The sequence below is a fragment of the Sorangiineae bacterium MSr12523 genome, assembly GCA_037157775.1.
Taxonomy (GTDB): Bacteria; Myxococcota_A; Polyangia; order Polyangiales; family Polyangiaceae; genus Pendulispora; species Pendulispora brunnea.
On the sequence record CP089982.1, the window covers coordinates 1491294 to 1515195 of the forward strand.

Sequence of the window (23902 nt, forward strand, 5' to 3'; positions counted from 1 at the left end):
GGCCGCGGCGAGCAATTTTTTGGCCGCAGCCCGGAAGCCGGAAATCGTGAAGCGGTGCATCTTCCTCGCGCTGTTCGCGTTTCAGCGAATCGAGGGAGAATCATCATGGGTTCACGTTTTCGAGTCATCGCGGCGAGCGCGATGTTTGCAGTTTCGACAATGGTCGCAGGGGTTGGCTCTTCGGGGTGTGGGGCGTCGGAGGCTGCGCATTCCCGACCGGCGTCGAGCCAATTGGGAGTCTTTACGTCGGATGCGGCCGGCTTCGAGACGCACTCGTTCTGGTACGACACGGGGCGCGAGGTCGTCGTGTTCGATGCGCAATTCACCGAGGCGTTGGCGCGCAAGGTGATTGCCGAGATTCACGCGGCCACGGCGTCGCCGATACGGTATGTGGTGGTCACGCACCCCAACCCGGACAAATTCAACGGGGCATCGGCATTTCGCGCGGAGGGTGCACGCATCGTGGCGAGCAAGGCGACGGCCGCCGCCATTCCCGACGTGCACGCGTACAAGAAGCATTACTTCGTCGAAGTTGCCAAAATGTTCACCGCGGAAACGTACCCCGCACAGGCCACCATCGACGAGACCTTCGAGGGAGATTTCTCCCTTCCGTTGACCGGAGAGGGGCGTGTGGAGTTGCACGAGTTGAAACACGCGGGCGTCTCCTCCACGCAAACGGTGGCCTATGTGCCAGGCATCGGCGCACTGGTGGTCGGCGATCTGGTGCACGTGGGCGCGCACGCATGGCTCGAGGGTGGAATCGTGCACGGTGCGCCGCAGCCGCGGGTGGACGATTGGAAGCTGGCCCTGGACGAGCTTCTCGCATACCCCGGTGCCACCGTTTACGGAGGACGAGGGGCGAGCGCCAAAGTCGAAGACGCCGTCGCAGCCCAAAAGCGGTATCTCGATGGCATGCACCGATTGGTGGCGGATTATGTGAAAAGCCTCGGACCCCGCAAAAGCGAGCTCCTGGGCGACGGCGGCGCGCCGCATTACCAGGCATTGACGCAAAAAGCCGAAAAGGCGTTTCCCGAGCTTTCTCTCTCGTATTTGATTGCGTATGGCGTTTACGGCCTCGCGGGACAAATTGCGAGTGGTTCTTGAATGCCATGAATGATGGCTCGAACCGTCACTCGATTGCGGATCGGCGCTGTCGGTAGTCCTTTGGCGTCTCGCCGGCAAATTCGGTGAAGGCCGCGGTGAAGGCCCCTAGGCTGTTGAACCCTACCGCGTAGGCCGTTTCCGTCACACGCACCTTGGGCGATGACAAGAGCTCCATGGCGCGCAGCATCCGTGCAGTATGCACGAAAGCGCGCCACGAGGTGCCTGTCTCCTCGGCAAAGCGACGCGTCAGCGTTCGCACCGACACGCCCGCCGCGCGCGCGCCGTCCTCGGCGGAAAGCTCGCCCTCGAGATGATCGAGCGCAAAGCGCATGGCGCGCGCCAGCTCGGGACTTTTGGCCACGGGCAGCCGATACGGCTTTTCGTCGGCGATCCACCCAGGTACGAGCGCCGCGAGCGCGGCGAAGAACGGTTTGGCAACGGGATCGTCGGGCCGCGTCCCCGGCCCCCACTGCATGGAATGAAGAATCATTTCCCGCGCGAGCGACGTTACCCCAAAGACGCAGCACGCCGCAGGCGCCGAGCGCACGAGCGACCGCGCCATGTAAATGGTGCGCAGCCGAATCGGCACCCGCGTGCGCACGACGTGGACGACGCCTGCGGGAATCCACGCCGCGCGCTCCGGGGGCAGCACCCATTGCGAGGACTCCGCCTCCAGCGAAAGGACACCCGAAACGGCATAGAGGATCTGATGCCGCGCATGCGCATGCGGCGCCGAGTGAAACGGCGCATGATCGTCCTTCAACCCGAACGCGGGCGCCCGTGCCGTGTCGACGTCGACGATCGAGCCCATGGGCGTGAGCTTACGGTGATGGCACCGTTTGGCAATCAGACCCGCGATGGGCCGAGGGTGGCGAGGAGGTCGGCAAAGGTTGCCAGAATCGTGGGGAAGCCGCGACCGTCGGGATCGGCGATGGTACGGGGGAGGGCGGGGAGCTCGGATTCGGGGAGGCCGGACCAGAGGGGTTCGATGAGGCCGTCGCCGCCGCGGGCGAGTATCTCGGAGACCAAGGTGAAGGCGGTGCGGGGATCTCGGGTGCGGACCCAGGAGGCGTTGGCCGTGGTGGCGCCCGTAGGGGCGGAGAGAGAAAGCGTGCGTGCCATGGCGCGGCGGCGGAGATCGCGGATGGCGACGGAGGCACCCTCGTGGAAGGCGCGGTCGGTGAGGACTGCGTCGATGCTGCCGTCCAGGGTGAGGCCTCGGCGGCTCACCGAAGAGGATCCGACGAGCGCCCACACGTCGTCGATGACGGCGACGGTGCCGCGGATCACTTCGGGGCGGCCAGGAAAGCCCACGGGATGGTACAGCGCGACGCGGCCGGGGGCGGCGGCCTGGAGGGATGCGAGGGCCGCGTTGCGCAGGAGATGGAAGCGTTGCGCGAACGACTCGTAGCCCGGGCCGAAGGGAATGCGCTTGGGTACCGCGAGGATGACCCGCAAATCGCGGGCGGCCGCGAGGCGCGCGGCCAACAGCGCGACGAGATCGACCTCGTGTGCACTGCTGCCATCCGCCGTCGCGCCGAACAGCGGTGTCTCGATGTAGACGAGGCGTCGCGCATGGCCGATGGCCCAGCGCAGGCTCCATTGCGTGTCGCGGCGGCCATGCTTCGCGGCGAAGGCCTCGCGGCGCACTTCGGCGACCCAGCGGTCACCGGCCGCGGGGGCGGGTAGGGAAGGCAGCGCCGAGCCCAGTGCGGAGACGACGCCGTTCCAGTCCGATGGCAGCGCGTGGACGGTGGATTCGGGCACCACGGACAGCTCGGGGCTCTCGCACGTCTCGGCGACATTCTGCAGGATGGCCGCGCTCAGGGTGCCCGTGCCCGCGGCGCTCGGCGCATTCCAGCGGGACGAATCCAGCTCCGGAAGACGGCGGGCCAAGTGGTGCGTGCGACGAAGCGCCGCGCGGGCGAGATCCAACGCGAGACGGCCCGTAGCTCGCACACCGGGTGCGTGATCCTCGGGCCCCGCGTCCTGGCCCGGGTTGCCGAGCCGTGCATCCCCGCGCACCACGCGCGCATCGAGAAAGCCCGGCGTGAGCACCGCGGTCCAGGCCGAGCCGTCGTGCGCGGCCACGACCGACTCTGCGCGGGCCATGGTCCGGAAACGCGGCGACTCGCGGGGCGCGGCCTCTCCGAGCGCCGCGAGGAGCGGATCGCTGCCCGCCGCGGGGGTCGTGGGCGTGAGCCCAAGCCGCGGTGACGGCGCGAGACCGCGTCGATCGAGCGGCACCGCCGACAGCGCGTTGCTCACCGGCGGACGCGCCGGCGCCGTGGCGCCCGTGCCCACGGGCACCTCGAGCCCTCCGAGGAGTCGCGTCTGCACCCCCGCCGGGCCACGCGACACGATGAGCAGATCGAACCGCAATCGAGGCGCGGCCGGGCGCGGATTCGTTCCCACGCGGTACGGATCGCGCAGTAGCAGCAGAAGGGCCGTCGCCCCTGCGGTCACCACCGTGGCACCGCCATCGCCGCGTCGCGCGAAATCCAGCTCCGCCAATGGAACGATGGCCGGCCCCGGATCGACCCGCGGAAACGCGCGCACGTGCGCGCCGATTGGAAGCGCGCCCGCGGGCCACGACAGAACGACGTCCGGGCTCGCCCCCGCGTACGCAGCCGTGGCCTCGTTGCGCGCCCGCGCCGATTGGGCCGCCGAGAGATCTTCGGCCGTACCCGACACCGCGGGGACCGCTGGCCACCGCGCCGTGCGATTCGGCGGAAACGCGACATTGTCCGCGAGGGTGGGACTCGCGGCCAGCGCGAACGCCGACCCGCTCACGGCCTCCGTGATGGCCCCCGCGGTCGCTTGCCCATCGACGAGCAGCTCGATGCCATCGCCTTCGCGCACGGCTGGACCCGGCTCCAACCGGGTCGCCTCGTCCGCGGCCGGAATACCGTCTACGGCATCGGCCGAACGATTTCCCAGCAAATGCAACTCCGTATGAACTGCAACGACGCGGAAAAACTGCCGTGGCAGCACCGGCGCGGACGAGCCGGACGGAAACGGTGTCGCGGGAAACGCTGGCCGCGAAAGTCCCGCCATTCCCAGCGTTCCTTCGGGCGAAAAGCCGAATCGCAGATCGCCCGGATCCGTCGCCGTCGCTTGCAGCGTTCCCTCGGGCCAGTCGTGCGGCCCGCCTCCGAGTGCGCCGCCCGACCCGATGCGAAGCCCCGCGCGCCCGGTTCGTTGGACCCATGGTCCACCGAAAATATCCACGATGGCCACACGCACCCCCGTGGCCAGTGCGCACACGGCGCCGATGCCGCCGGCGCTGCTCGTCCCGCTGTCCAGATCCGTGGCCGGCCCCGCGTCCCCCTTTCGCAGCGCCGAAAAGGCGCGCATCAAGTCGCGGTGAAGGCAGGCCACGGCCACCGGATCGACGATGGCGCCTTGCTCGTCGTGAAACGTCAAGGTGCCCCCCACGAGCGCCGTGCCCGTGGTTGCCGCATGCGCCGCCAGCGGCGCCTCGCTCGACGCCGGCAACGCCGCACCGCGAATGGCTGCGAAGAATGGAACGGGACGGTTCGCGCGATCGTCGCTGCGCCCATCGAAGCGCTGCCCGATCAGCCTTCGCAAGCGCAAGGCCGCCTGCGGATGGAACCGCAGCACCGCCACGACACCGGTAAGCCCGTTCCCCGCGGAGTCGGTGAGCTCGGGCGCGCCTTGATCGCGCCAGAGCAGCGTTCCCCCGACCATCGCATGCCATCGGGTCGACCCCGCCGTGGTCAACGTCATCGCATTTGCGTCGTACGAAGCCGCACCCTCCGCCCATTGTGCGGCGAGCTGGCCCGAGGCGGCGCCCATGGCATCGAGCCCGGCTTGGTTGAAGGCCGTGGTCGCGATCGTGCTGTTGATCATGGAGCTCTCCAGGTCAGTCGGCTGGTGCGGCCGGCGGGGTCGGCGATTTCGACGACGATGGCGCGCACATCACGGGGGACCCAGGCGCAGTTGCGACCGGAGCGCGGATCCGTGGCGTGGAATCGGAAAATCGTGTTGGCCTGCGACGCCGGATCCGGCGCATTCGGTTGCAACAGCAACGTCAATGCATCTGCATCAACCCTGCGAACGCCGACCTGCGCATCGGCGCCGATGGTTTGCACGGCAAAGGTGTGCGCCCCGCGCATACTTCGCACCAAGGTGGCATCCGTGAGAAAGCTCACCAAGCGGTGCGCGGGCGCCGTTGCCACGTCCTCCACGCGCAGGTCGCTCAACGACGGAGCCGCATTGCGGGTGACCACCACGTCGACGGCCCGTGTCGCTTCCGACGAGCCTCCGTACACCCCGCGGGTCAAATCGGTGGTTGCCCGGGCAACGGTACGGTAGAACGCAGGCTGCCAGGCCCTGCCCGGTGCGACATCTTGGAACGTGAACCGCGCGATTCCATTCGCGCGCACGGCGGTCGATCCATCGAGCACCGCAATGGGCGGCCCCGCATGCTCGAGGGTCACCGCGCGGGCACGATTCGGCGCGCGGTGGATGGTCACCCGGCCCACGGGTACGTTCGTCTCCGGCACCTCGATGGTCAACGTCACCACGCCACCCGCGTCGCGGGCCAAGAGCCGAGGCACCTCCGGCGTGAGAATGCGCGGCGCCGCCACGGCGAAGTACGCATTTCCCGCGGCCGGCAGCGGGCCCTCCACGCCGGTGACCCCCACCGGGGCCACCCCGTAAAAGTGAATCAACTTGGACCCGCGCGAAAGCTCGACAGGCAACGACGGTTGCGCGAGCGGCCCGGCGACCCGTTTGAACGCACGCCGCGCGGCGCCGAAGTCGAGCGCGCGCAGAGCAGGAAGCCGCGCCTCGGGAGGGCTTGCCAGATCGGCGGAGGGCAGCCCGAGCTCGCGCCGAATCGCCGTCTCATCGGCGACGTAGACCACGTACGAGGGCGCGGAGCCCGTCCAGGTGAGCGTGGTGCGCGCCACCCCGCGCGGATCGGGGATCGAGGCCCACCACATCTGCGCAGGCACGAACGGCGGCGGCGGCGCGAGCGGGCTTGCCACCATGGTCGTGCGCTCGGGCGACCACGCGCTCACGGCGCCGAAGCCGACCCGTTCCGTGGCCCGCGCCCGCGCCGAAAGCGTGATGCGCGGGTGCAAGCCGAAGGCGAACGACAGCCCGTTGATGGTCACGCGGTACGTGCGCAAATTCCCCAGCGATTCACTGGCAATGAGCTCCACACCCGCGGGCGGCGTATCGATGGTCGCCGTCGAAAAATCGAGCACGCGATCCACTTGTTGATCCGGGGTGACCACACGAATCGTGATCTGCTTCGGGCTTCGGTGCGACCAGTCCCACGCGAACTCCACCTTCGCCGTGCCGTGGGCGGCATCGGCCTGGATATCGCGCGTGGCCGGCACCTGCGGTGCGACGCTCGCGCGCGGATGATCCGCCGAAGCCCACCCGCTCCAACGCCCGAACCAATCCGTGGCGGCCACGGCATAGACGGCGGTGTTGGGTTCGCTCGGAAACACTTCCGGCAATCCCGCCTCCACGTATTCCACATTCGCCGGCGTCTGCTCCCGCGGGTTGGTCGCCGGCACGAACGTGCGCCAGCCCCCTGCAGCTGCGCGCTTCTCCAGCTGGATTTCCATGGCGCCGGTGCCGAATCCACGGGCCACCGCATACGCCGTGGGCCGCGCCTGCGATCCCGCGAGCGTCTGCGGCGCCGCCCATGCGACGCGCACCGCCTCGAGCCATCGCCCATCGCGCACGCCCGGAGGATCCAAATGCACCGCCGACGACAAAGCCGACACGCCGCTGGGCACGGCCGGCGCATTGTTCTGCGGCTCCACGTACAGGGCGGCCAGTTCGCCGGCCAGCGACAAGGTGACCGGCGGCAGCGGCGCGGGCATCTGCATCTTCACCTGGTGCTCCACCGTCACCATGAAGAACACGAGCGTCCGCGGATTGGTCGCCTCGACGTGCGTCAACACCGTCGGGCGCAGTTGTGCCGCCACATCGACCGTCGTACCAAAGCCCAGCGCCAATGCCGCGTACGAGTCGGTGGCGGCCGGCAGCAACAGCGAGACCAGCGGCTGCACGTCCGCATCCTGCGCTTGATCCTGCCAGCGCGCCGGTGCGTCCACACCATGAACCGAGCGAGGGGCGCGCGTCTTGATATGCACCGTCGCCTTTACGTGCTCCGCGGGATCGCTCACGTCGCGCAGCAAGGTGCGGATCTGTTCGCGCACTGGCTTCAATTCGTCGACGACCAGTGCCGATGCATCGGGGGCCGCGAACGCGGGAACCGCCGTACCGCGATCCGTCGTCGCCGGCCACCCCGTGTCGATGGAGCCCTCCTTCACGCGTCGGATGGCCGCGTCGATGGGTTCGAGCTCGCTGCCCACCGGCCCTTGTTTGTCCAGGGGATAACCGGTTCCCGAGAACGACTTGTCCACGGGCAGGCCCACCGTTTCCAAAAGCTTCCACCCGTCGGCATTGACCAATTCGTACGCGAGGACGACGGTCGCCGTGGCCGTGATGGTGGCGTTTCCCGTCGCCGTCACGCTGGAAAGCGGGCTCCCGAAGAGAACCACCGACGCATTCGTCGCCGGTCCCACGACCGTCTCCACATCCACCACGTGCCCCGCCGCCGCGGCACCGCTATGAGCTCGCACGGTGAAGCTCGAGCCCGCGGGAACCGTGACGGTGAGCGCAATCGCCGCCGCCGGCCCCTCGTTCCAGGTGACGAGCCGCTCGCCGCCGTCGAGCGTGCGCTGGGTGAGCGTGACGCTCTTCGTCGGTAGCGCCTTTTCGTAGCGCCATACGCGAAACAGCGCTCGCGGCAAGCCGAGGCTCGCATGCAGAATCCATCGCAGCGCCGTGCGCGCTTTTCCCTTCACGGGGATCTGCGCGCCGACGACGTGGAACAACTCCGGAAACAAGTAACGGGTGCTCATTCCTCCTCCCACGGCGGCCGGCCCAGCGAAATCTCCAGCAACACGGTTGGCGTGTCCGTCGCATCGGCATCGAGCAGCGGATGCAGATTCCGCGCGAGCCCCAGGCTCACCACGGCACCGCGTGCGCCCGGTTTGAGCACGGCGAGTGTGCGCGTGCCGCTCGCATCGCGCACCAAGCGCGCGACCAGCGACGCGGGCGGTGTCACGATGGGAGGCGGATCCAGCGGGCGCGGACCGATGTAGCGTTTACGCAATTCGGGAATCGTGGGCGCGGTCACCGTGCGTGTGCCGGTGGCGCGGCGCACGAAGTCGCCGCCATCCTTGACGAGGATTGGCCCGGCGCGCACCAATTCGTCCACGGAGAGCCACTGCGCGGCGGCCATGGTCCATCGCTGGATGTAGACCCCCGCGTCGTCGTATTCCGGTTTGGGCTCGGTGCGCGTGCGCCACAGCGGCTCCGGGGTCTCGATGAGCACCGCCACGGGTTGCGCCACCGCATCCTGACTCCAGAGAACCGTCACGCGGGCATCGTCGGGGCGCGACGTCACCTCGAGGCCGGCCTCGTGCAGTGCCCGGTCGAAGGCCTCGTCGCCGAGTTGCTCCGCGAGGGCGCGGATCAGCGCGGGATTCTGCACCGTGCGCGGCACCGGTAGCGCAAGGCGCACCGATTCGGCGAGCTCCCCGCGGTTGCGGTAACGCGACGTGGTGAACGAATGCCGGAACAGCGGCCGCCGTCCCAGGTCGTCCGGCCGCGTCGACGGCGGCGCGGGCGCGCCGGCGTTGGTGAGCGCCTCCACGTCCACGACGTAATCCGTCAACGGATCGAGCTTGAACGGCAAGGTCACGCGGCCATGGCGGTTTGCATTGGGATCGAAGCTGCCGCACGTCTTATTTCCAATCAGCCGCCGCACGGTGGCCTCCCAAGGCGAGAGCACCACCCCGCCGACGCGTTGGAACAGGGGCGTCAGCATCAAGTGCGTGAACGGCGCATTCGGCGTCCCCGCCGAGCCACGGAACGACGCTGCACGCGCCACCGCGCGAAGCTGCCGCTGGTAGGCTTTGAACAACTCGAGCACATCGTCGGTACCGAACACGATGACCACGGGATCGTCGGTGAAGTGGTACCCATCGCCCGGCGAAGGGAACTGCGCGAGCATCCACGGATCGAGGCTGCGCGGCGGTTCGGCGTCGGTGTAGAACGTGCGCGCATCGGACGCATCGTTCACCGTGCGCAGCACCACGATCTCGTCGGGATCTTGCCCTGGCTCGGGATCGGTTGGCTTCTGGCCGATTTCGGCGTCGTAGCGTACCCGCACCTCGTAACGCGCATTGGGAATGAGCAGCGCGTGCTTCTGGTCGCCGAGCGCGTCCTCGAGGCCATCCTTGTCATCTTCCGCTTCGGCGCCATCCTCGCCCGCGCGGCGCGATTCCTTCTCGGAAAGGCCGCTCGCCACCGCCAGATGCCAGGAGGGCGGCGTCAATCCGAATTCCTGAACGGCTTTGGCCAGCGGCGATATTCCGATATCGACGATGAGCGCGGCCGATGGTAATTTTACCGTAACGAGGTATTCGCTCCAACCACGCTGCGAGAGGCTCGTCGCAAAGTAGGCGCGCGCGAGGGCCACATCTTCCTTCCACGGCCCTGCACCATCGCGCCACGCACCTGGAAGCTCCGCGCCGCTGCTCGATACCGCCTTGAAGTCGACGGGGGCCGGGAGCTCTAACCCGCCCGACGCGAAAGCCCGCACCTTCAAGAGCCCCGCATCGACCATCTTGATGCGCGCGAAGACCAGCAAGGTCAGCTCGAGGAAAGGCCCGCCCGTGATGCGGACCACGTCGCGCAGATCTTCTTTGCGCTTCGATTCGAGCTCCTGCAGCGCCTTGCGCAGCGGATCGGACACGCCCACCGGGAAGGCCTCGGCGAACATCTCGGACGGCGCTTCGAGCACCTTCGCCAGCACTTTGTCCTTGGTCCACGTTCCGACGACTTTGGCGGGCAACGCCGGCAGCAGCCCATCGAGCAGTGAATGCGTGCGCCACGTCTCCTCGACGCGCAGTTTCGTCTCCACGGGCAAACTGCGGCGCGTGCCCGGGGCATCGGGCCACGGTTTGCCAACGAGCTGCCACCCACCGGGCGACGGCCCGAGCGGCGGAGCGCGGAAGGTCCAGAGCACGCGCGCGGCTTCGGCGACGCTGGTGCACACGTCACCCCAGCGATCGCCCACGACGCCGTCCAAGGCTTTGCCTTGCACCATGACTTTGTCGGCGTTGGTCGGCTTCCAATCGAGCAGTGCGAGCTCCACCGGCAATCCGTCGCTGCCGCTCTGTTGCGCGGGATGCCGCCAGGTATAAGGCCGCGGCCCCTCCGTCGTCGAAGGCGTGCCCGGTGCGACCGGAACACCGCCAATGGCCAACAGGCGCAGCTCGATCGAGCGAATGTGGTAACGAAGCCAATTGGGTCCGCGTTTTTGCCAACCGTTGCCAAAGCCGGGCGGCAGGCCCGACGAGAGCTGCCCATCGATGGTGGCACTCGAGGGAACGTCGGGCGCAACCTCGAATTGGATTAGCGGAATGGTATCGATGGGCACATAGACGTCCTGCAAGGTGACCACGTCGCCATCGCGCACTTCGACCTTGGGAACGGAGCCATCATCGGTGCCGCGGCAAAGAACGGTATCGATGCCTCGATCCACGCCGGTGCCGTCGACCAGCGCCGGCGAGCGGCTTTGCAATTTCAGATCGCGAATGGGCGCGGGCGGGAAGGGGGCGCCCGGTACATTGCCCAGCGCGAAGCCCACGCAGCCTTCGACGGAGAAGAAGAAGAAGTCGACCCGCCCGCAGATGCGCCCCTCGAGCCTCGTATCCTGCCCATCGGAGAGGAACTTCAAATCCCCGCGAACGCGCAGCCCGATGATGAACAGCCGCAGTTCGCCTTCCAGAAAGACTCGGCCCGCGAAGAACAGCGGTGCAAATCCGATTCCCGCATCGAAGCCGGCCGCAACACGCAAGTACAATCCGATATCGGTGTTGCCCCAGGTGAAGGAAACGCGAAATCCGGTGGCAATGGCAAAACCCTGCAATTGCCCCAGCGGAAAATCGGGAATCCCGTCGCCGTGCACCATGAAATACGCGGTGGCATCGAAGAGCTGCAGGATTTTCGCCGTGACCGGGCGTGCGATGCTTCCCACATCGACGTAAAAGTGCTCGGGCGGGAACGCCGGCGGGTCGTAAAAGAATCCAGCGTCGATGGGAATCATCAAATCGAGAACCGATTCGATGTGGTACTCGAATTGAATCCCAATCAAGACGCGCTGCGGGCTCACGTCGACGACCGCGAAGAGTGTGCCGGTGGCGGTGCCCTTGGTGGGCGGCTTCTTCGAGAGCACGTTCGCCTTGACGAACAAGAGCACGCGAGGGCCGGGGATCTCGAGAGCGAGCATCCCTTTGAGGTTCAACACCGTGCCGCCCTCGATGGTGCCCGCGACGAGCCCTACGCCGAAGGCCCATTGATCGAGCTTCGGCCCCCATGCGCGCAGATCCGTGGGATCGCCGTGGGCCACGTTGACGAGCCAATCGAGCGCGGGATTCCTCGCCGAGCCGTTCTCGAGCCGCTGATGATGCATGGCGAAGAGCCCCAGGAACCCGAACAGCGCGAGCCCCGTTCCACCGAGCGGAATGCCCGCGGGGAGCTCCACCGCCAGGGTGACCATGACGCCGGTGGCCGAGCGTTCGGCTTCGGTCACGGTGCGGATGGCCAGCGCTCCGGCGACGCGCATGCCGACGCTGGGCAAGGTCAGATCGAGTTGTCCGGCGAAGCCGTCGGACTTGATCTCCAGGTACCCCGTTCCTTTGAGCACGTCGGGGATGTTCACCCCCACGCCAATCGCCGTGATGGATGGCGCACCCAAAGGATCCACGGGCAGGCGGAAGCCGAATCGATCGACCGAGAAGACGCCCAGGTCGACCCCCAGGCCCAGCTCCACCTCGATGTTGAGCGGGTTCGTTCGCGCAATGCGCGCGCCCATGACTTGAATGATGTCGCCGATGGTATCGCCCAGAGCCGGCAGCACGCGCAGCGAGCCCGAGTCGGCCAGATCGATGGTGTACCCGCGCGAAGAATCGAACACCGGCAGAAAGCGCGTGGGCTGCGAAGGCTGCACGTCCAGGCCGAAGCCGATGGCCTTGTAACGAACCTTGATGGGCTTGTCGGGTCGGCAGGTGACGATTTCGAAGTCGCCGATCTTCAGATTCAGCCAGAGCGCGCTCTCCACGTCGAAGAGCAGCGAGGCGTGCACCTCGTCGTCGTCGTGGCGAACGTCGAGCTCCACGCCGTAATGGGTGAAGCGAAGCACGTGCGCGACGCCGGTGACCGTAATGGCCACGGGGGCGGCGAGGCCGATGACCAAGGGAACGATGTCGCCACCGTTGGCCGCGTTCGACGCGGTCGTGGCCAGCAGCGGGGCCAACGTAAAATAGAGCCCGAGGACGTCGCGCCAGCCGTTGGTCTGCGGCGCACCTGGTTCACCTGCGGCATCGGCGCTGGGAATGGCGCCCCAGCTCCAGAGCCCATCGCGATCGCCTTCCCCGGCGCGCGCGACGAGGGTCTCCGTGAAGGTTCCCGTCGAGGGATCGTGTGTGATGGCCAGGCGAAACTCGACGACCCCGTCATCAGGATTGGGGTTGCCCTGCGGAAGGCGCGCCTCTTCGGCAGGCTCGAGCCCGGGGCCGATGACATCGACGTCGTTGCGGAAGCGCTCCAAACCGTCTTCGTGGGCGGTTTGGAAATCGACGGTCAATCGCAATTCACCTGCAACTGGAACCGCATCGCGGTCGAAACGCACGGTGCCGCCGAGATGCCGCAGCCAATTCGGGTGCTGCCCTTGCGGCGCCGGTGGCTCCACGCGTTGGATCTCGTCGTGCCGCGTGGGATCGCGCACGAGGCGGCCTTCGAACGTGTCCGTGACGGGCGTGGGGCGCAAAATGCTGGCCACCGCGACCCAGTAGCGCCGCGGATCGTAGTTGGTTCCCGTCGCGCGCTCCACGGAAGCAGAGTGATCGCCGGGGACTTGACCCACGGTCAAAGGACTGCCGGTGCCCGGGTGGGATTCGTTGCCCCAGCCACCACCGGCGAGCTCGCTCGCCGTCGGATGGACACCGGCGGCGGCCAGTACCTCGAGCAGGTACGCGCGCCGGTTCTCCGAGAGCGTCGTATTGTGCGCGGAGTACGCATCGTCCGAGTCGCGGCTGGCGTAGGCGTCGACCCGCAACAGCCTGCCCCCCGAGGGAAGCCCATTCCACTCCGCGGCAAAGTCGGTGAGGCTTCCCTCCGGTGCAAACGGGGGCGTGCCGATGTTCCAGTGTCCGCCGGCATCCCGGCGCCATGGATGGTCGTACTCGAAGTACACCGAATAGCGACGCAGCTCCTCTGCGCCGGTGCGGTTCCAGGTGATGCCGAGCGCCCGCTCCCCGCCGCCGGCCACGCGCACGCGCGCGCCTCCATCCGTCACCGCTAAGGGGCTGCCGTCCACGGTCAGCGTGGCCCCTTCCGGTGGACTCAGTCGAAGGAGCACCTCCTCCGAGCGCGCATTCTCGACGCTCACGCTCCCCGCGTTCGCGGCGTGCGTCGTCAGGATGCGTGCGCCTTCCAGGGTATCTTCCCGCCGCCGCGGCGAAGCCTGCAAGTCGGGATACACGTCGAGCACGATGATGCGCCGCTGCTGCGGATTTCGACTGGTGACGCGCACCGCCACGCGCTGATCGTGTGAAAAAAGGCGCGTGCGCTGGAGAACGGAAATGTTCTCCGGCGAGTGGCTCGGATCGTCGAAGAACGCGTCGTTCGGAAAGGTATGCAGGTCGCTGGGATGCTCCTCACCGCCGACGAACGTGATGGTGAACGGCGCCGCCCCGCTCAGGACGTCCACGAACAACACGTAGTTCTCGGTGTCGGGGCCGGACGTCGAAGGTACGGTGACCCGATAGCGGTCGGCGTGCAGCGTCTCGTCGGACTCGACCCACTCCGGATCGAGCCGCTGGCCGTTGACGCCATAAAGACGCAGCCCTACGCGGAGCTGGTCGCCGAGCACCTCCACGTCGAAATTGAAATCACCCCACAGGCCCGCCGTCGGTTCGAAACCGATGAGCATCTCGCGCGCGCCCACATTGAACGCCACGCCCGCGGAGCGTTGCGTCGAGACGAAGAAACGAACCTCCGGACAATAGAGGCCCTTCCAATCGTCACCCACTCCGAATCGGTCGAGAATGTCCGGTGGTGTCTTTTCGGCGGACAGATCGAGGACCACCTTCTGCAGGCCAAACCCAAATTGGTCACCTGGGACCAGTGCCAAGGGCGGCTTCATCGCAATCAGGCTGTTGATGGCCGGATCGTGATCGTCGATGGTTTCCGCGCCAAAGCTGCCCAAGTCCACGTTGAACGCCGTGTCCGCCGCCGAGTCCTGGGTGAGGATCAAGAGGAGGCGCGGCACCGTCAGCTTGACGTGGGGGTTTTCCGGATCGGGTACCATGACCCAGCCGTCGAGCTTCGCCCCCTTCAGCCCCGGAAGTGGGATATCCACCAACTCGAACAACAGCTCCATCCGAAATTGCGTATTCGGATAATCCGATTGCGCTGTACCGGTGGCTGGGCCCAGCGCACTCAGCACCTTGCGCACCTCGGCATCGCTGATGTCGGTAATGGGAAGTGCCGCGGCGGGTCGTCGTGCCGCAGTCATGCGAAAACGGATGGCCAGATCGTGCCATTCGATTCCATTTCCCGGTGCTGCGGCCCCCGTTGTACTGGGCGAGAACACCGGCGAGGTGGAATCGGCCGAATCGATGCGCGCGACGCCCCAAATGACGACGGCGTCATCGTCCCAGGCCGTGTCGTACTCATCGACGTGCAGCGCCGCGAGGATGTCGCTTACGCCTGGACCGAGATCCATGCCGACGAAAAAGTGTGCCCGCAGAATATCGATCAAAGCGAGTCGAGACATGGGGCTTTCCGTTGCGCGGCAGCAATGATGCGGCGGGCGTCATGCCCCGCCCAGCCGCGACCCACTGGGAGCGGCGAGCTAGCTGCGCTTGGTATTTCGTAACCCAGGCAACAAAATCGGAGCAGTCGTCCAAATGAGCGACGCACGTACCTGAAGGAGTCGATTTGGACCTATCGGAACCAAGTAAGAGGTGTAATGTGGACTCCGTGTTGGATATGGGCGGGGTGGACGCCTTTTTGGCGCGGGTGCACGCATCGAGCTATTTCGAAGAGGCGGCGGCGCACACGCTCGCAGCCATGCTCTCCGAAGTGGAAGGTGCGCTGGTCGGAAGTGTCCATTCGCAGGGCGCTCGAATGGCGCGCGGCATGGTTCATTTGCGACCCTCCGATGGATATCGGCAGCTCGTGGTCCTCGAGGCCGGGGCCCACGAGGCCGTTGCACCCGAGCCAGGATCGACGCGCCTTCCATCGATGACCGCGTGGCGCCTGGTCGCGAAGCACCGTTGTGCAGCCGCCATCGACGTCAATTTCGGACGCATCGAACCGGAGGATTCCGTTGCACCTGCGGAGTGGAGCCATGCTTTCGGAAACGCGGGAAGCAGCCAGGACAAAGGCGAAACACGGCAGCGCCTTCTCGAGCGCGGCACGACCCACGTCTATGTGCTTCCGTTGCGCGGCGCAGGCGGTGCCATCGAGGGAATGATCTCGCTCGAGGCGGAGTGCCGCGCCGCCGTGGGTCAGCCTTTCATATGGAGTGCGTGTGCATCGCGCTTGCGCACGCTCGCAGATATTGCAACTCCGCACCTCACTGCGTTACCGCTTCGCCCCGTGGTGACCGAGGAGCAGGACCCCTTGCTGCCCGTGCAAGGTGAGGCGATGAAAGGACTCGTTCGCATGCTGCGCGTTTTCGCGCTGCAGGACGAGACGATTCTATTGTCCGGCGCGACCGGCACCGGCAAATCGCGCCTTGCGCGCTGGTGTCATGAGCGCTCGCCCTATCGAAAGGGGCCATTCGAAGTACTGGATCTTTCGACCGTGCCGGAAGATCTGCAGTTGGCAGAATTGTTTGGCTGGCGCAAAGGTGCTTTCACCGGTGCCGCGCGCGATCATGGCGGTGCCGTCGAGCGCGCCGCCAAAGGCACCTTGTTCATCGACGAGATCGACAAGCTCTCGATGCGTGCCCAGGCGGGCCTCCTCTACATGCTCGAAACGCGCGCGTACCGCGTGCTGGGCGATAGCGGCGGCGAACGGCGTGCGCAGGCGCGCTTCATCGTGGGGACCAATGCCAATTTGCAGGCCGCGGTGCGCGCCCAGCGCTTTCGCGAGGACCTCTATTACCGTATCAACGTGCTCCCCGTTCGCTTGCCCGCGCTCAGCGAGCGTCCCGACGAGATCCCCGCGTGGGCGCGTTTCATGCTCGAACGGCGTCATCGCGAGCGCGATTCTGCGGGCAGCGTCGATCTCACGTCCGCCGCGGAACGGCGCCTGCTCACGTTCGCGTGGCCAGGTAATTTGCGACAACTCGACAACGTGATGCGCCGCGCATACACCGTGGCGCTCGCAGAGCAAGGCGGGGTGCAGCATGCGTTCGCCGTCGACGAACCTCACCTCACACGCGCCCTTGCCTACGAGGACGCGGAGCCGAGTCGCTCGCTGGTCGAGCTGCTCCACGCGGCGGCGACCGCGTTCGTTCGCGAGGCGGAGCGCCGCGCTGCTTTGGGCACGCCCCTTGAACTGGACCTCGCCAATGTGTTCCCCGGAATGGTCCTGGCTGCGGCCACGGAAAAGCTCGAGAACCGCGATGAAGCGTTTCGCCTCTTCGGGCGCGATGCGCAGGTCAAAAGCCGCAACCACCACCGGGTGCTTCGCCGCGAGCTCGAGCGCGTCGAGGCTCTCTTTCGCGCGCTCGGGATCGACTCCGGCTCCCCCTTCGGCCGGCTCCTCGATGGGCTCGCGGAAGATGGCTAGCACCGTTCCAATCCTGCTCCTCGGCGCGTTCGCGTTTGGCTGCGCGGGGCCCAATCATCCGCAGCCCCGCAGGCGCCCGGTCGTGTTGACCAGCGCCGAACCTTTTGGCTCGATCTACCTGCGCCAGCCGTCGTTCGAGACCGCCATGGACGGCTCCTTCGCCACGGGCATCACCTTTGCCGACATCAACGGCGACGGAATGCCCGATGTGGTCGTGGCCAATGGCAACGACATGAGCCCGCAGCCGCTCGTGGTTTACACGAACCATTGTTCATCGAAACGAACCTCGTGCTTCACGCCCTACCCGCAGTGGTACTCGAGCGACTTCGATTACCAGGCCAACGTGGCCGTCGGCGACATCGATCACGATGGCTGGCTCGATGTCGCGGTGTGCGTGCCCTTGGACAAATCGCGGCGCAGCCAGGGCGGCAGCGTCAAAATCTACATGAATCGCAAGGGCCGGCTGGAAAGTGCCCCCTCCCAGCGCATTGCCGACGGGTATGGCACCTTCGCATGCACATTGGCCGACGTGAATGCAGACGGACTGCTCGATCTCGTGGTGGGGGCGTTCAACGCGCCGCCGTCGCCCGTAGCCTCCGTGCCACGCGGCTCCATGCGCACCGCCCCCGCCGGCGTTCGCGAGCCCGCGCGGATTTACCTCAACGAGGGCGGCCGGTTTCACACGGTGAGCGATTGGAAAAGCGACAATGGCATGTTCGCCATGAGCTCCCTTGCGGCCGACTTCGATCAAGACGGCTGGATGGATGTCGCCATGGGCACGGAACGCGTTTTCACCTACCGAGGCTCCGCACCCTCGGGAAATGGCGTTCCCATCGTGCGGGCTCCCGCCTGGAGCTCCGAGCCGACACCCGGCCTTGCGTTATCCCTCGACGCAGGGACCATCGGAAGTGACGCCGCGCTGACCCTTGCCGTTTCGCGCGGCTGCATCCCCGGCGATGCGAATTGCACGAGCGACTTTGCGCTTTTTCGCCCGAGCGCCGGGCCTTTGCCCGTTTGGAAATCTGCCCCGAATCAGCTGGCCGCCATGCTCTTGCTGGCCGATCTCAACGATGACCACCTGCTCGATCTCGTTGGCGGCCAATGGGGCGACCATGTTCAGGGCGGACCGCTCTGGTTCTTTCAAGGGCAGCTGGGGGGAACCTTTTCCTCCGAGCCCGACTTCCGCACCGATGGCTCGGGAAGTGCAGTGGCCGAGGCGCTCATGGTCGCCGACACCCGATGCCGCGCCGTTACGGATCGCAACTATGCGTTGCGCCCCAAAGCACGTGGCGCCGTCATCACGTTGCCCGATCGCCGCGTCGCATCCATCGTGGCCGTCGTCGTGAACGGTCGCAGCCTTTCACCCGATGAATGGGCATTCGCCGTCGGCCAAAACTGGATTTCACTCGCACATCCGTACGAACCCAATGCCGATATTCGGGTTAGTTACCGCGCATCCCCGGTGCAAGATTTGATTGAGGCCACCTGGAGTCCTCAGCGCGGAAATCTTCTTTTTGACAGCTTCCTGACCGCACCCGCGAAATAGGAGAAACAAAACCATGACGACTCAAGCTGCCTCGCCCAGTGGCCTGCTCCTCCATCTATTGGCTGATTTGTCCCGCGATCCGGCCCTCGTCGAGCGATTTGCCGTCGATGCCGTGGCCGTTCTTCAGCAGTACGAGGTTGCGCAGGAAAAGCTCGAGATCTTGCGCTCTCGTTCCCCCGCGCGCATCGCCGGCGCGGTTGCGGCCGAGGTGGAATTGCTGCTTCCGGTGCTGACGAAGCCACCGCAGGAAATCGTGGGATGGCCCGCGCCTCCGGCCGTTCAGATCAAGACCATCGAGCCGAACGATGGCCCGATCAACGAGGTGATCCCGGTGACCGTGCTCGGAAAGGGGTTTGCGTCCAATGCCACCCTGACGTTCACGAGGCCCGGCGCGCAAGTCCAGGGCACGGGGGTCGAAGTGATCACCAAGCCCAATGGGGTGACCGTTCTCACGGCCAAGGCAACATTCAAGGTGGCTGGCGGCTACGACGTGACCATCGCCAATCCGGGCACCTCGGACTCGGGTACGCTCCCGCAAGGGTTCACCGCAACATCGAAGTAGCGCGAATATGGCATTTCTGCCACCGAGTGCTCTCGTTCAGTCCGTGGCTCCGTACGTGTCGTCGGCGCTGGTTTCGCTACCGGCGTCGGCGCGCATTGGGGCGCATACGGCGCGGCTTCCCCCGATCTTCTCGTGGGGGATCTTCGAGTGCCGCCTTGCGGCCGACGACATGCGCGTGGACATGCTTTTTCGTGTTTCGCGCCGCGGCGGTGGCGAGGAGAAGCTCGCCGAGGCGTGGCCTCGGGTCGAGGCCCAGCTTGCACCCGTCGCACCGTTCGTGCGCGCGTGGCTCGCGTCGGAGGGCGAGCTTGCGCGCAGTCCGCTCTTTTGGATCGAGCATGACCTTCTCGCGGGCGCACCGAGCGCGCCCTTCGTGCAGTTCTGCGTCGATCCGCGTTATCCGGAAGGGCGCGAGGCGTTGCCGCCTGTCGCGCTTCGTGCCCTGGCCAATGCGGGGATCGCGCTTCTCTTTGGCCATGAGCCCGACGCGGCGCCACTCGATTGCCTCGCGCGGTGTGCCGCGCGCTTGCCCGAGCACGCCAGCGTGCTTCACGTCGGCGTGACGCCCCACCGAGGAACACGTGATTTGCGCGTGCTCGCCGGTGTACCCATCGCACATACCTGGGAATGGCTCGCCTCCATCGGTTGGCCCGGCGATCGCGCACGCGCCTTCGATTGCCTCGATCTGCTCGGCGAGCACTTCACGCATGCTTCCGTACAGCTCGATCTCGGCGAGGCCGTGCGACCGACGCTCGCCTTGGAGTTTCCGCTGCCACGCGCCGGCGACGATCCCGCGTGGAAACGCTTCATGGCCCGTCTCGTGGCACGCGGACTCGCCGACGTCGAGAAGGCCGAGGCCGCGCTACGCTGGATTGGCGATGCGACGAACGAGGTGCCTGGCGCCCCCTGGCTCGTCAACGTTCAGCGTCAGCTCGACGTCAAACTCGTCCTTCGCGCCGATGGATCGTGCGAGGCGAAAGCGTATCTCTGCTTTCACCCGCGGTTCGTGCTCATATGAAGGGCGGCAGCATCGCGTCGGTCCAGTTCTCGGGCTGCGCGATGCCATGCCGCCGGATCTCGGCATCGGCCGAACGCCGTCGTTCCTCATTTCCGAAGAGTTCGCCCAACCGCCGTTCGGCGCACGCCGACATCAATCGCATATCGATGCTGCGGTACTCGTCGCGGCATTGCTCCAAGAGACTTCGAGCCTCGGTCAAATGCCCGCGTGCGGCCGCCACCGCCGCCTCGATGACCTTCCCGTGAATCGGCCCATCCAATCGCTGTTCGCGTGAAAGTCGTTGCGCGAGCCCCTCCGCGGCCTTGAGCAACTCCTCGCGCTCTCGCTTCGACCGCCGTGTACGCGCCCGCGCGACCTGCAGCAGCGCCCAAAGATAGAGCGTGGGCGAGCGCGCAATCGGCATCTTGAGAAGGTGCGCGCGTTCGATCTGGGGCAAATCGCGCTGGAAATGCTCCCAGGCGCTTCCCAGCTGGCCCTCGTACAAATCACAATAGACGCGCAGGAAAAGCGCATACCAATGCTGGGCCGTGTAACCTCCGCGCGCCCAGCGCTGCATGAGCCGCTGCTCCTGTTTGCGCGCTGTTTCGATATCGCCGCGGGCGATGAGTGAATACGCGTGACATTGTCCGGCGATGATCTCGGCGAATAGATCGCCGCGCTCCTCGGCCTCGCGGTAATCTTTCGTGGAACGGCGCGTGATCTCTTCCAGATCGCCCATGGCCTCCAACGATTTGAAGGCGATGCCCATTCCAAGCGCAGCCTCCCAGCTCGTGCCGCTGGACTTTTCACGCAGGGTGGCCACGCCTTGGTCGACCAGCTCGAGTGCCACTTTCCAGCGTGCCGTCTGCGACACGTGCCCGAGTGCCCGCATGATCTGCGGGAAGCCCTCCAGGTACGGATCCTTGGTCTCGCGTCCGAGCGCCTCCGCGCGTTGAATGTAGGTTGCACCTATTGCCCAGGGCGCGAGCACCGTGCCGCCCACGAGGGCGAGCCCGCGCCCCACCCGCCGAGGCTCGCCGAGTTGCAGTGCCGAGACGAGGCTTCGCACCAGAAAATACGTGCCCTCGAGCGGCAGCACATTGCCCAGCCCTTTGCCCAGCGACCAGCATAGATCCACGGAAAAGAGCTCCTCCTGCGAGAGATCGCTCTCCCCGCGCCGTGCGAACTCGATACCGCGCAGCCGCAAATAGCCGAGTTGCGAAACCAGCGAGAGCATCGCCCGCGAAGGGGTGCTCGGGTATGGCAGCTTGCTCTCGTGAAGCAGCCCGCGCGCGACGGCCATGCCCTCGTCGACGTGGCCCCCGAAGAGGAAGGCCTCTGCGGCAAGCCCGCGCAGCTCGCGCCGTTCGGGCGGTGGCGCACCATCGGCGGCAGCCTGGTAGGTGGTGGCGGCTTCACCGCATCTACCAGCGTTGAACAAGGCCTGGGCCCTTCGTACTTGCAACTCCCGAGCGTGGTCTGTCATGAAATCGCCCCAGCTCCATGCGTTTGCGTAGAGCTCCGCCGCGCGTTCGAAGGCCAGTGCGGTCGCGGCTTGGTGCGCGGCACGCTCGGCATACTCGGCGGCACGACGTAGCTGACCCGCCTCTCGCAAGTGATAGGCCAACACGTCGGCCGGGGCCCTCCGCGCGGCCTCGAGGGTCGTCGCGAGCCGTTCGTGAATGGCCGTGAGCTCGGGCTTCGGCATCGATGCGGCGACATTTTGCCGGATTCGGTCGTGGTAAACCTCGACGATGTCGCTTCCGCGCGACCCGCGCGTTCGAAGCATGCGCGCCGAACGAAGCTGCGCGAGGATGGCCTGCGAATCGCCGCTGATTCGCGCCGCGGTGAAGGCGAGTGCCTGCTCGATGGGCCGGGCCGCGATGGCCACCACTTGCAGCATGCGTCGCGCATCCTCCGACATCCGCTGCAGCCGCGCCTCGAGGACGCGATCGAGCGATGGGGCCGCCATTTCCACGCCAAGACCGCCGTCGCGCGCCAGCAAATCGATGAAGAACGGAATGCCGGCAGCCTCCCGTGCGACGTCGGCCGCCCGCTCGACGTTGCCGTCGGTTCCGATGCACGTGCGCGCGAAGCGAATGGCATCCTCGTGCGGAAGGGGACGCACCTCCATCGTGCGTTCGTGAAATGGCAGCGTCCCCGCGCGACGCCGTGCACGGATGTCGCGCAAAAATGGGCTGTAGTCCTCCTCGTCTTCCCGGTGGGCGGCCAGCATGACCAGCGCCGGTGCGTCGGGCGCGCCCAAGAGCTCGCACAAAAGGTGGGCGCTATCGGCATCGGCCCAGTGCAAATCGTCGACGAAGAGCACCACCTTGCGGCGCGCGCACAGCCTCACGAAAAGCCGCTTCAATCCCGCGAATGCGCGCTGGCGCAAGGCCAAGGGCTCGAGGTGCATGTTCGCCGGCGTGGGGATGGACGCGAGAACCTCGAGGTCCTCCAGCACGGAAAAAATGCGCGCCGTGTGGTGGATGTCCTCGTCGAACAATGCCCGCTGTTCGCCGTAGGGCATCCCCGAGAGCTTGCGGCAGAGCGCATCCACCAGCGCGTCGAAGCCTTTGTAGGGCACCGACTCGCGCTCGTAGCATCGCCCGCGAAGCACGATGCTTTGGGGCACCTCGTTCTCGATCCGTGCGAGCAGCTCGCGCACCAGCGCCGTCTTTCCGACGCCGGAAGCGCCCTTCACGAAGAGGCACGAGGCCGGCCCCGCATTGCACCAGCCGCGCAGCGTTTCGAGCTCGTTCTCGCGACCGATGAGCGGCCACTCGGACATCGCCCGCTCCTGCGAGATCCGCGTGGCCTTCGAGCGCACCGAGTAGGGAGAGTCCCCGCACACCTCGAGGATGTCGTTTCCTCCCGCCCGGCGCGCCGGATCGCGTTCCAGGAGCTGGTTGCACAACTGCACCAAATCGGGGGGAAGATCGTCGCGGCGCGATGCCGGATCCGGCGCCGGCCCTGTCGTGCGGGCCATGGTCACGGCGAGCGCGGTGCCGTCGAAGGGCGTGGTGCCGGTGAGCGCCTCGAAAAGAATGGTTCCCACGGCGTACCAGTCGCTCGCCGCCGTGGGCCGCGCGCCCAACACCTGCTCCGGCGACACGTAGACGGGCGTGCCCGCGATCACGCCTGCATCGTCGTCCGTTCCGCCGCGCTCAAGCGACTGAACGAGACCAAAGTCCAGGATCACCACACGCCCCGAAGGCTCCACGAGCGCATTGGCTGGCTTCAAATCCAGATGCAAGAGCGACGCGGCATGCAGAAATTCGACGCCCACGGTGAGTTGCCGAAGCGCCGCGCGCAGGCGTGCCTCGGCCTCCAGCGGGAGCCCGGGCCCCGCTGGGATGCTGGACCCGCCCCAGACGTACTCGAGGAAGTGCTGCCCATCGACGAGCTCCATGGTGAAGAACCAGGTGTCATCGATGGCCATGAGCTCGTAGAGCGTGGCCAGGTTGAAATGGGTGAGGTCGACGAGGCTTCGATACTCCTTTTTGAAGCGGAAGAGGGTTCCCGGCTCCGCTGCGGGGAGTGTCTTCAATGCAACCCGCGCGCCGCGCTCTTCGTCGAGTGCCTCGTACACGACGCCCATGCCACCCGAGCCCACGCACCGCACGATGCGGTAAGGGCCCAGCCGTTCTGGGACGACACCTTGCCGGACGACCGGCCCCCGCACCTCGAGTTCCGTGTCGGCATGCATGTCCGCCATGATGCATTCACGAACATTCACCCGACGCTGTCAATCGCGTTCCTTTTGGACGTGGCTGCGTCACCAACCGACGCAGCCGAGCCGCTCTCCGACCCGTATTCCGAC

The 23902-nt window shown here is 66.5% G+C and carries 10 protein-coding genes; 5 read left to right on the top strand and 5 right to left on the bottom strand.

Going from position 1 to position 23902, the window contains the following annotated elements; all coding sequences use genetic code 11:
• Positions 1-105: 105 nt before the first annotated feature.
• The gene (locus tag LZC95_05975; protein ID WXA96384.1) at positions 106-1104 is read left to right on the top strand and encodes an MBL fold metallo-hydrolase; all 999 of its coding nucleotides are present in this window, start codon (positions 106-108) and stop codon (positions 1102-1104) included.
• A 25-nt stretch (positions 1105-1129) separates the two neighbouring features.
• On the opposite strand, the gene LZC95_05980 is transcribed toward LZC95_05975, so the two are convergent.
• From LZC95_05980 to LZC95_05995, 4 genes are read right to left on the bottom strand one after another with little or no spacing between them, the layout of a single operon-like run.
• Positions 1130-1915, bottom strand: a complete 786-nt coding sequence (locus LZC95_05980) for a helix-turn-helix transcriptional regulator (GenBank protein WXA96385.1) — start codon at positions 1913-1915, stop codon at positions 1130-1132.
• A 35-nt stretch (positions 1916-1950) separates the two neighbouring features.
• On the bottom strand, positions 1951-4977 hold the full coding sequence (locus tag LZC95_05985) for a hypothetical protein (GenBank protein ID WXA96386.1): 3027 nt from the start codon (positions 4975-4977) through the stop codon (positions 1951-1953).
• Positions 4974-8018 carry a hypothetical protein gene (locus tag LZC95_05990; GenBank protein ID WXA96387.1) on the bottom strand — a complete coding sequence of 1015 codons (3045 nt, stop codon included), beginning with the start codon at positions 8016-8018 and terminating at the stop codon, positions 4974-4976. Before LZC95_05990 ends, LZC95_05985 begins: the two co-directional genes overlap by 4 nt.
• A complete protein-coding gene (locus LZC95_05995; GenBank protein ID WXA96388.1) occupies positions 8015-15007 on the bottom strand; it encodes a hypothetical protein in 6993 nt (2330 codons plus the stop codon). Before LZC95_05995 ends, LZC95_05990 begins: the two co-directional genes overlap by 4 nt.
• 197 nt (positions 15008-15204) lie before the next feature.
• On the opposite strand from LZC95_05995, the gene LZC95_06000 reads away from it, so the two are divergent.
• Genes LZC95_06000 through LZC95_06015 form a run of 4 tightly spaced genes read left to right on the top strand, consistent with a single transcriptional unit; the run spans position 15205 to position 20100 of the window.
• Positions 15205-16974: a sigma 54-interacting transcriptional regulator gene (locus LZC95_06000; protein ID WXA96389.1), complete on the top strand. Its 1770-nt coding sequence runs from the start codon at positions 15205-15207 to the stop codon at positions 16972-16974.
• Positions 16967-18520, top strand: a complete 1554-nt coding sequence (locus LZC95_06005) for a VCBS repeat-containing protein (GenBank protein ID WXA96390.1) — start codon at positions 16967-16969, stop codon at positions 18518-18520. Before LZC95_06000 ends, LZC95_06005 begins: the two co-directional genes overlap by 8 nt.
• 13 nt (positions 18521-18533) lie before the next feature.
• Positions 18534-19082, top strand: a complete 549-nt coding sequence (locus tag LZC95_06010) for a hypothetical protein (protein ID WXA96391.1) — start codon at positions 18534-18536, stop codon at positions 19080-19082.
• Positions 19083-19125: 43 nt separating this feature from the next.
• The gene (locus LZC95_06015; GenBank protein ID WXA96392.1) at positions 19126-20100 is read left to right on the top strand and encodes a hypothetical protein; all 975 of its coding nucleotides are present in this window, start codon (positions 19126-19128) and stop codon (positions 20098-20100) included.
• Here the strand turns inward: LZC95_06015 and LZC95_06020 are convergent.
• The gene (locus LZC95_06020; GenBank protein ID WXA96393.1) at positions 20093-23797 is read right to left on the bottom strand and encodes an AAA family ATPase; all 3705 of its coding nucleotides are present in this window, start codon (positions 23795-23797) and stop codon (positions 20093-20095) included. The genes LZC95_06015 and LZC95_06020 overlap by 8 nt on opposite strands.
• Between the last annotated feature and the right edge of the window lie 105 nt (positions 23798-23902).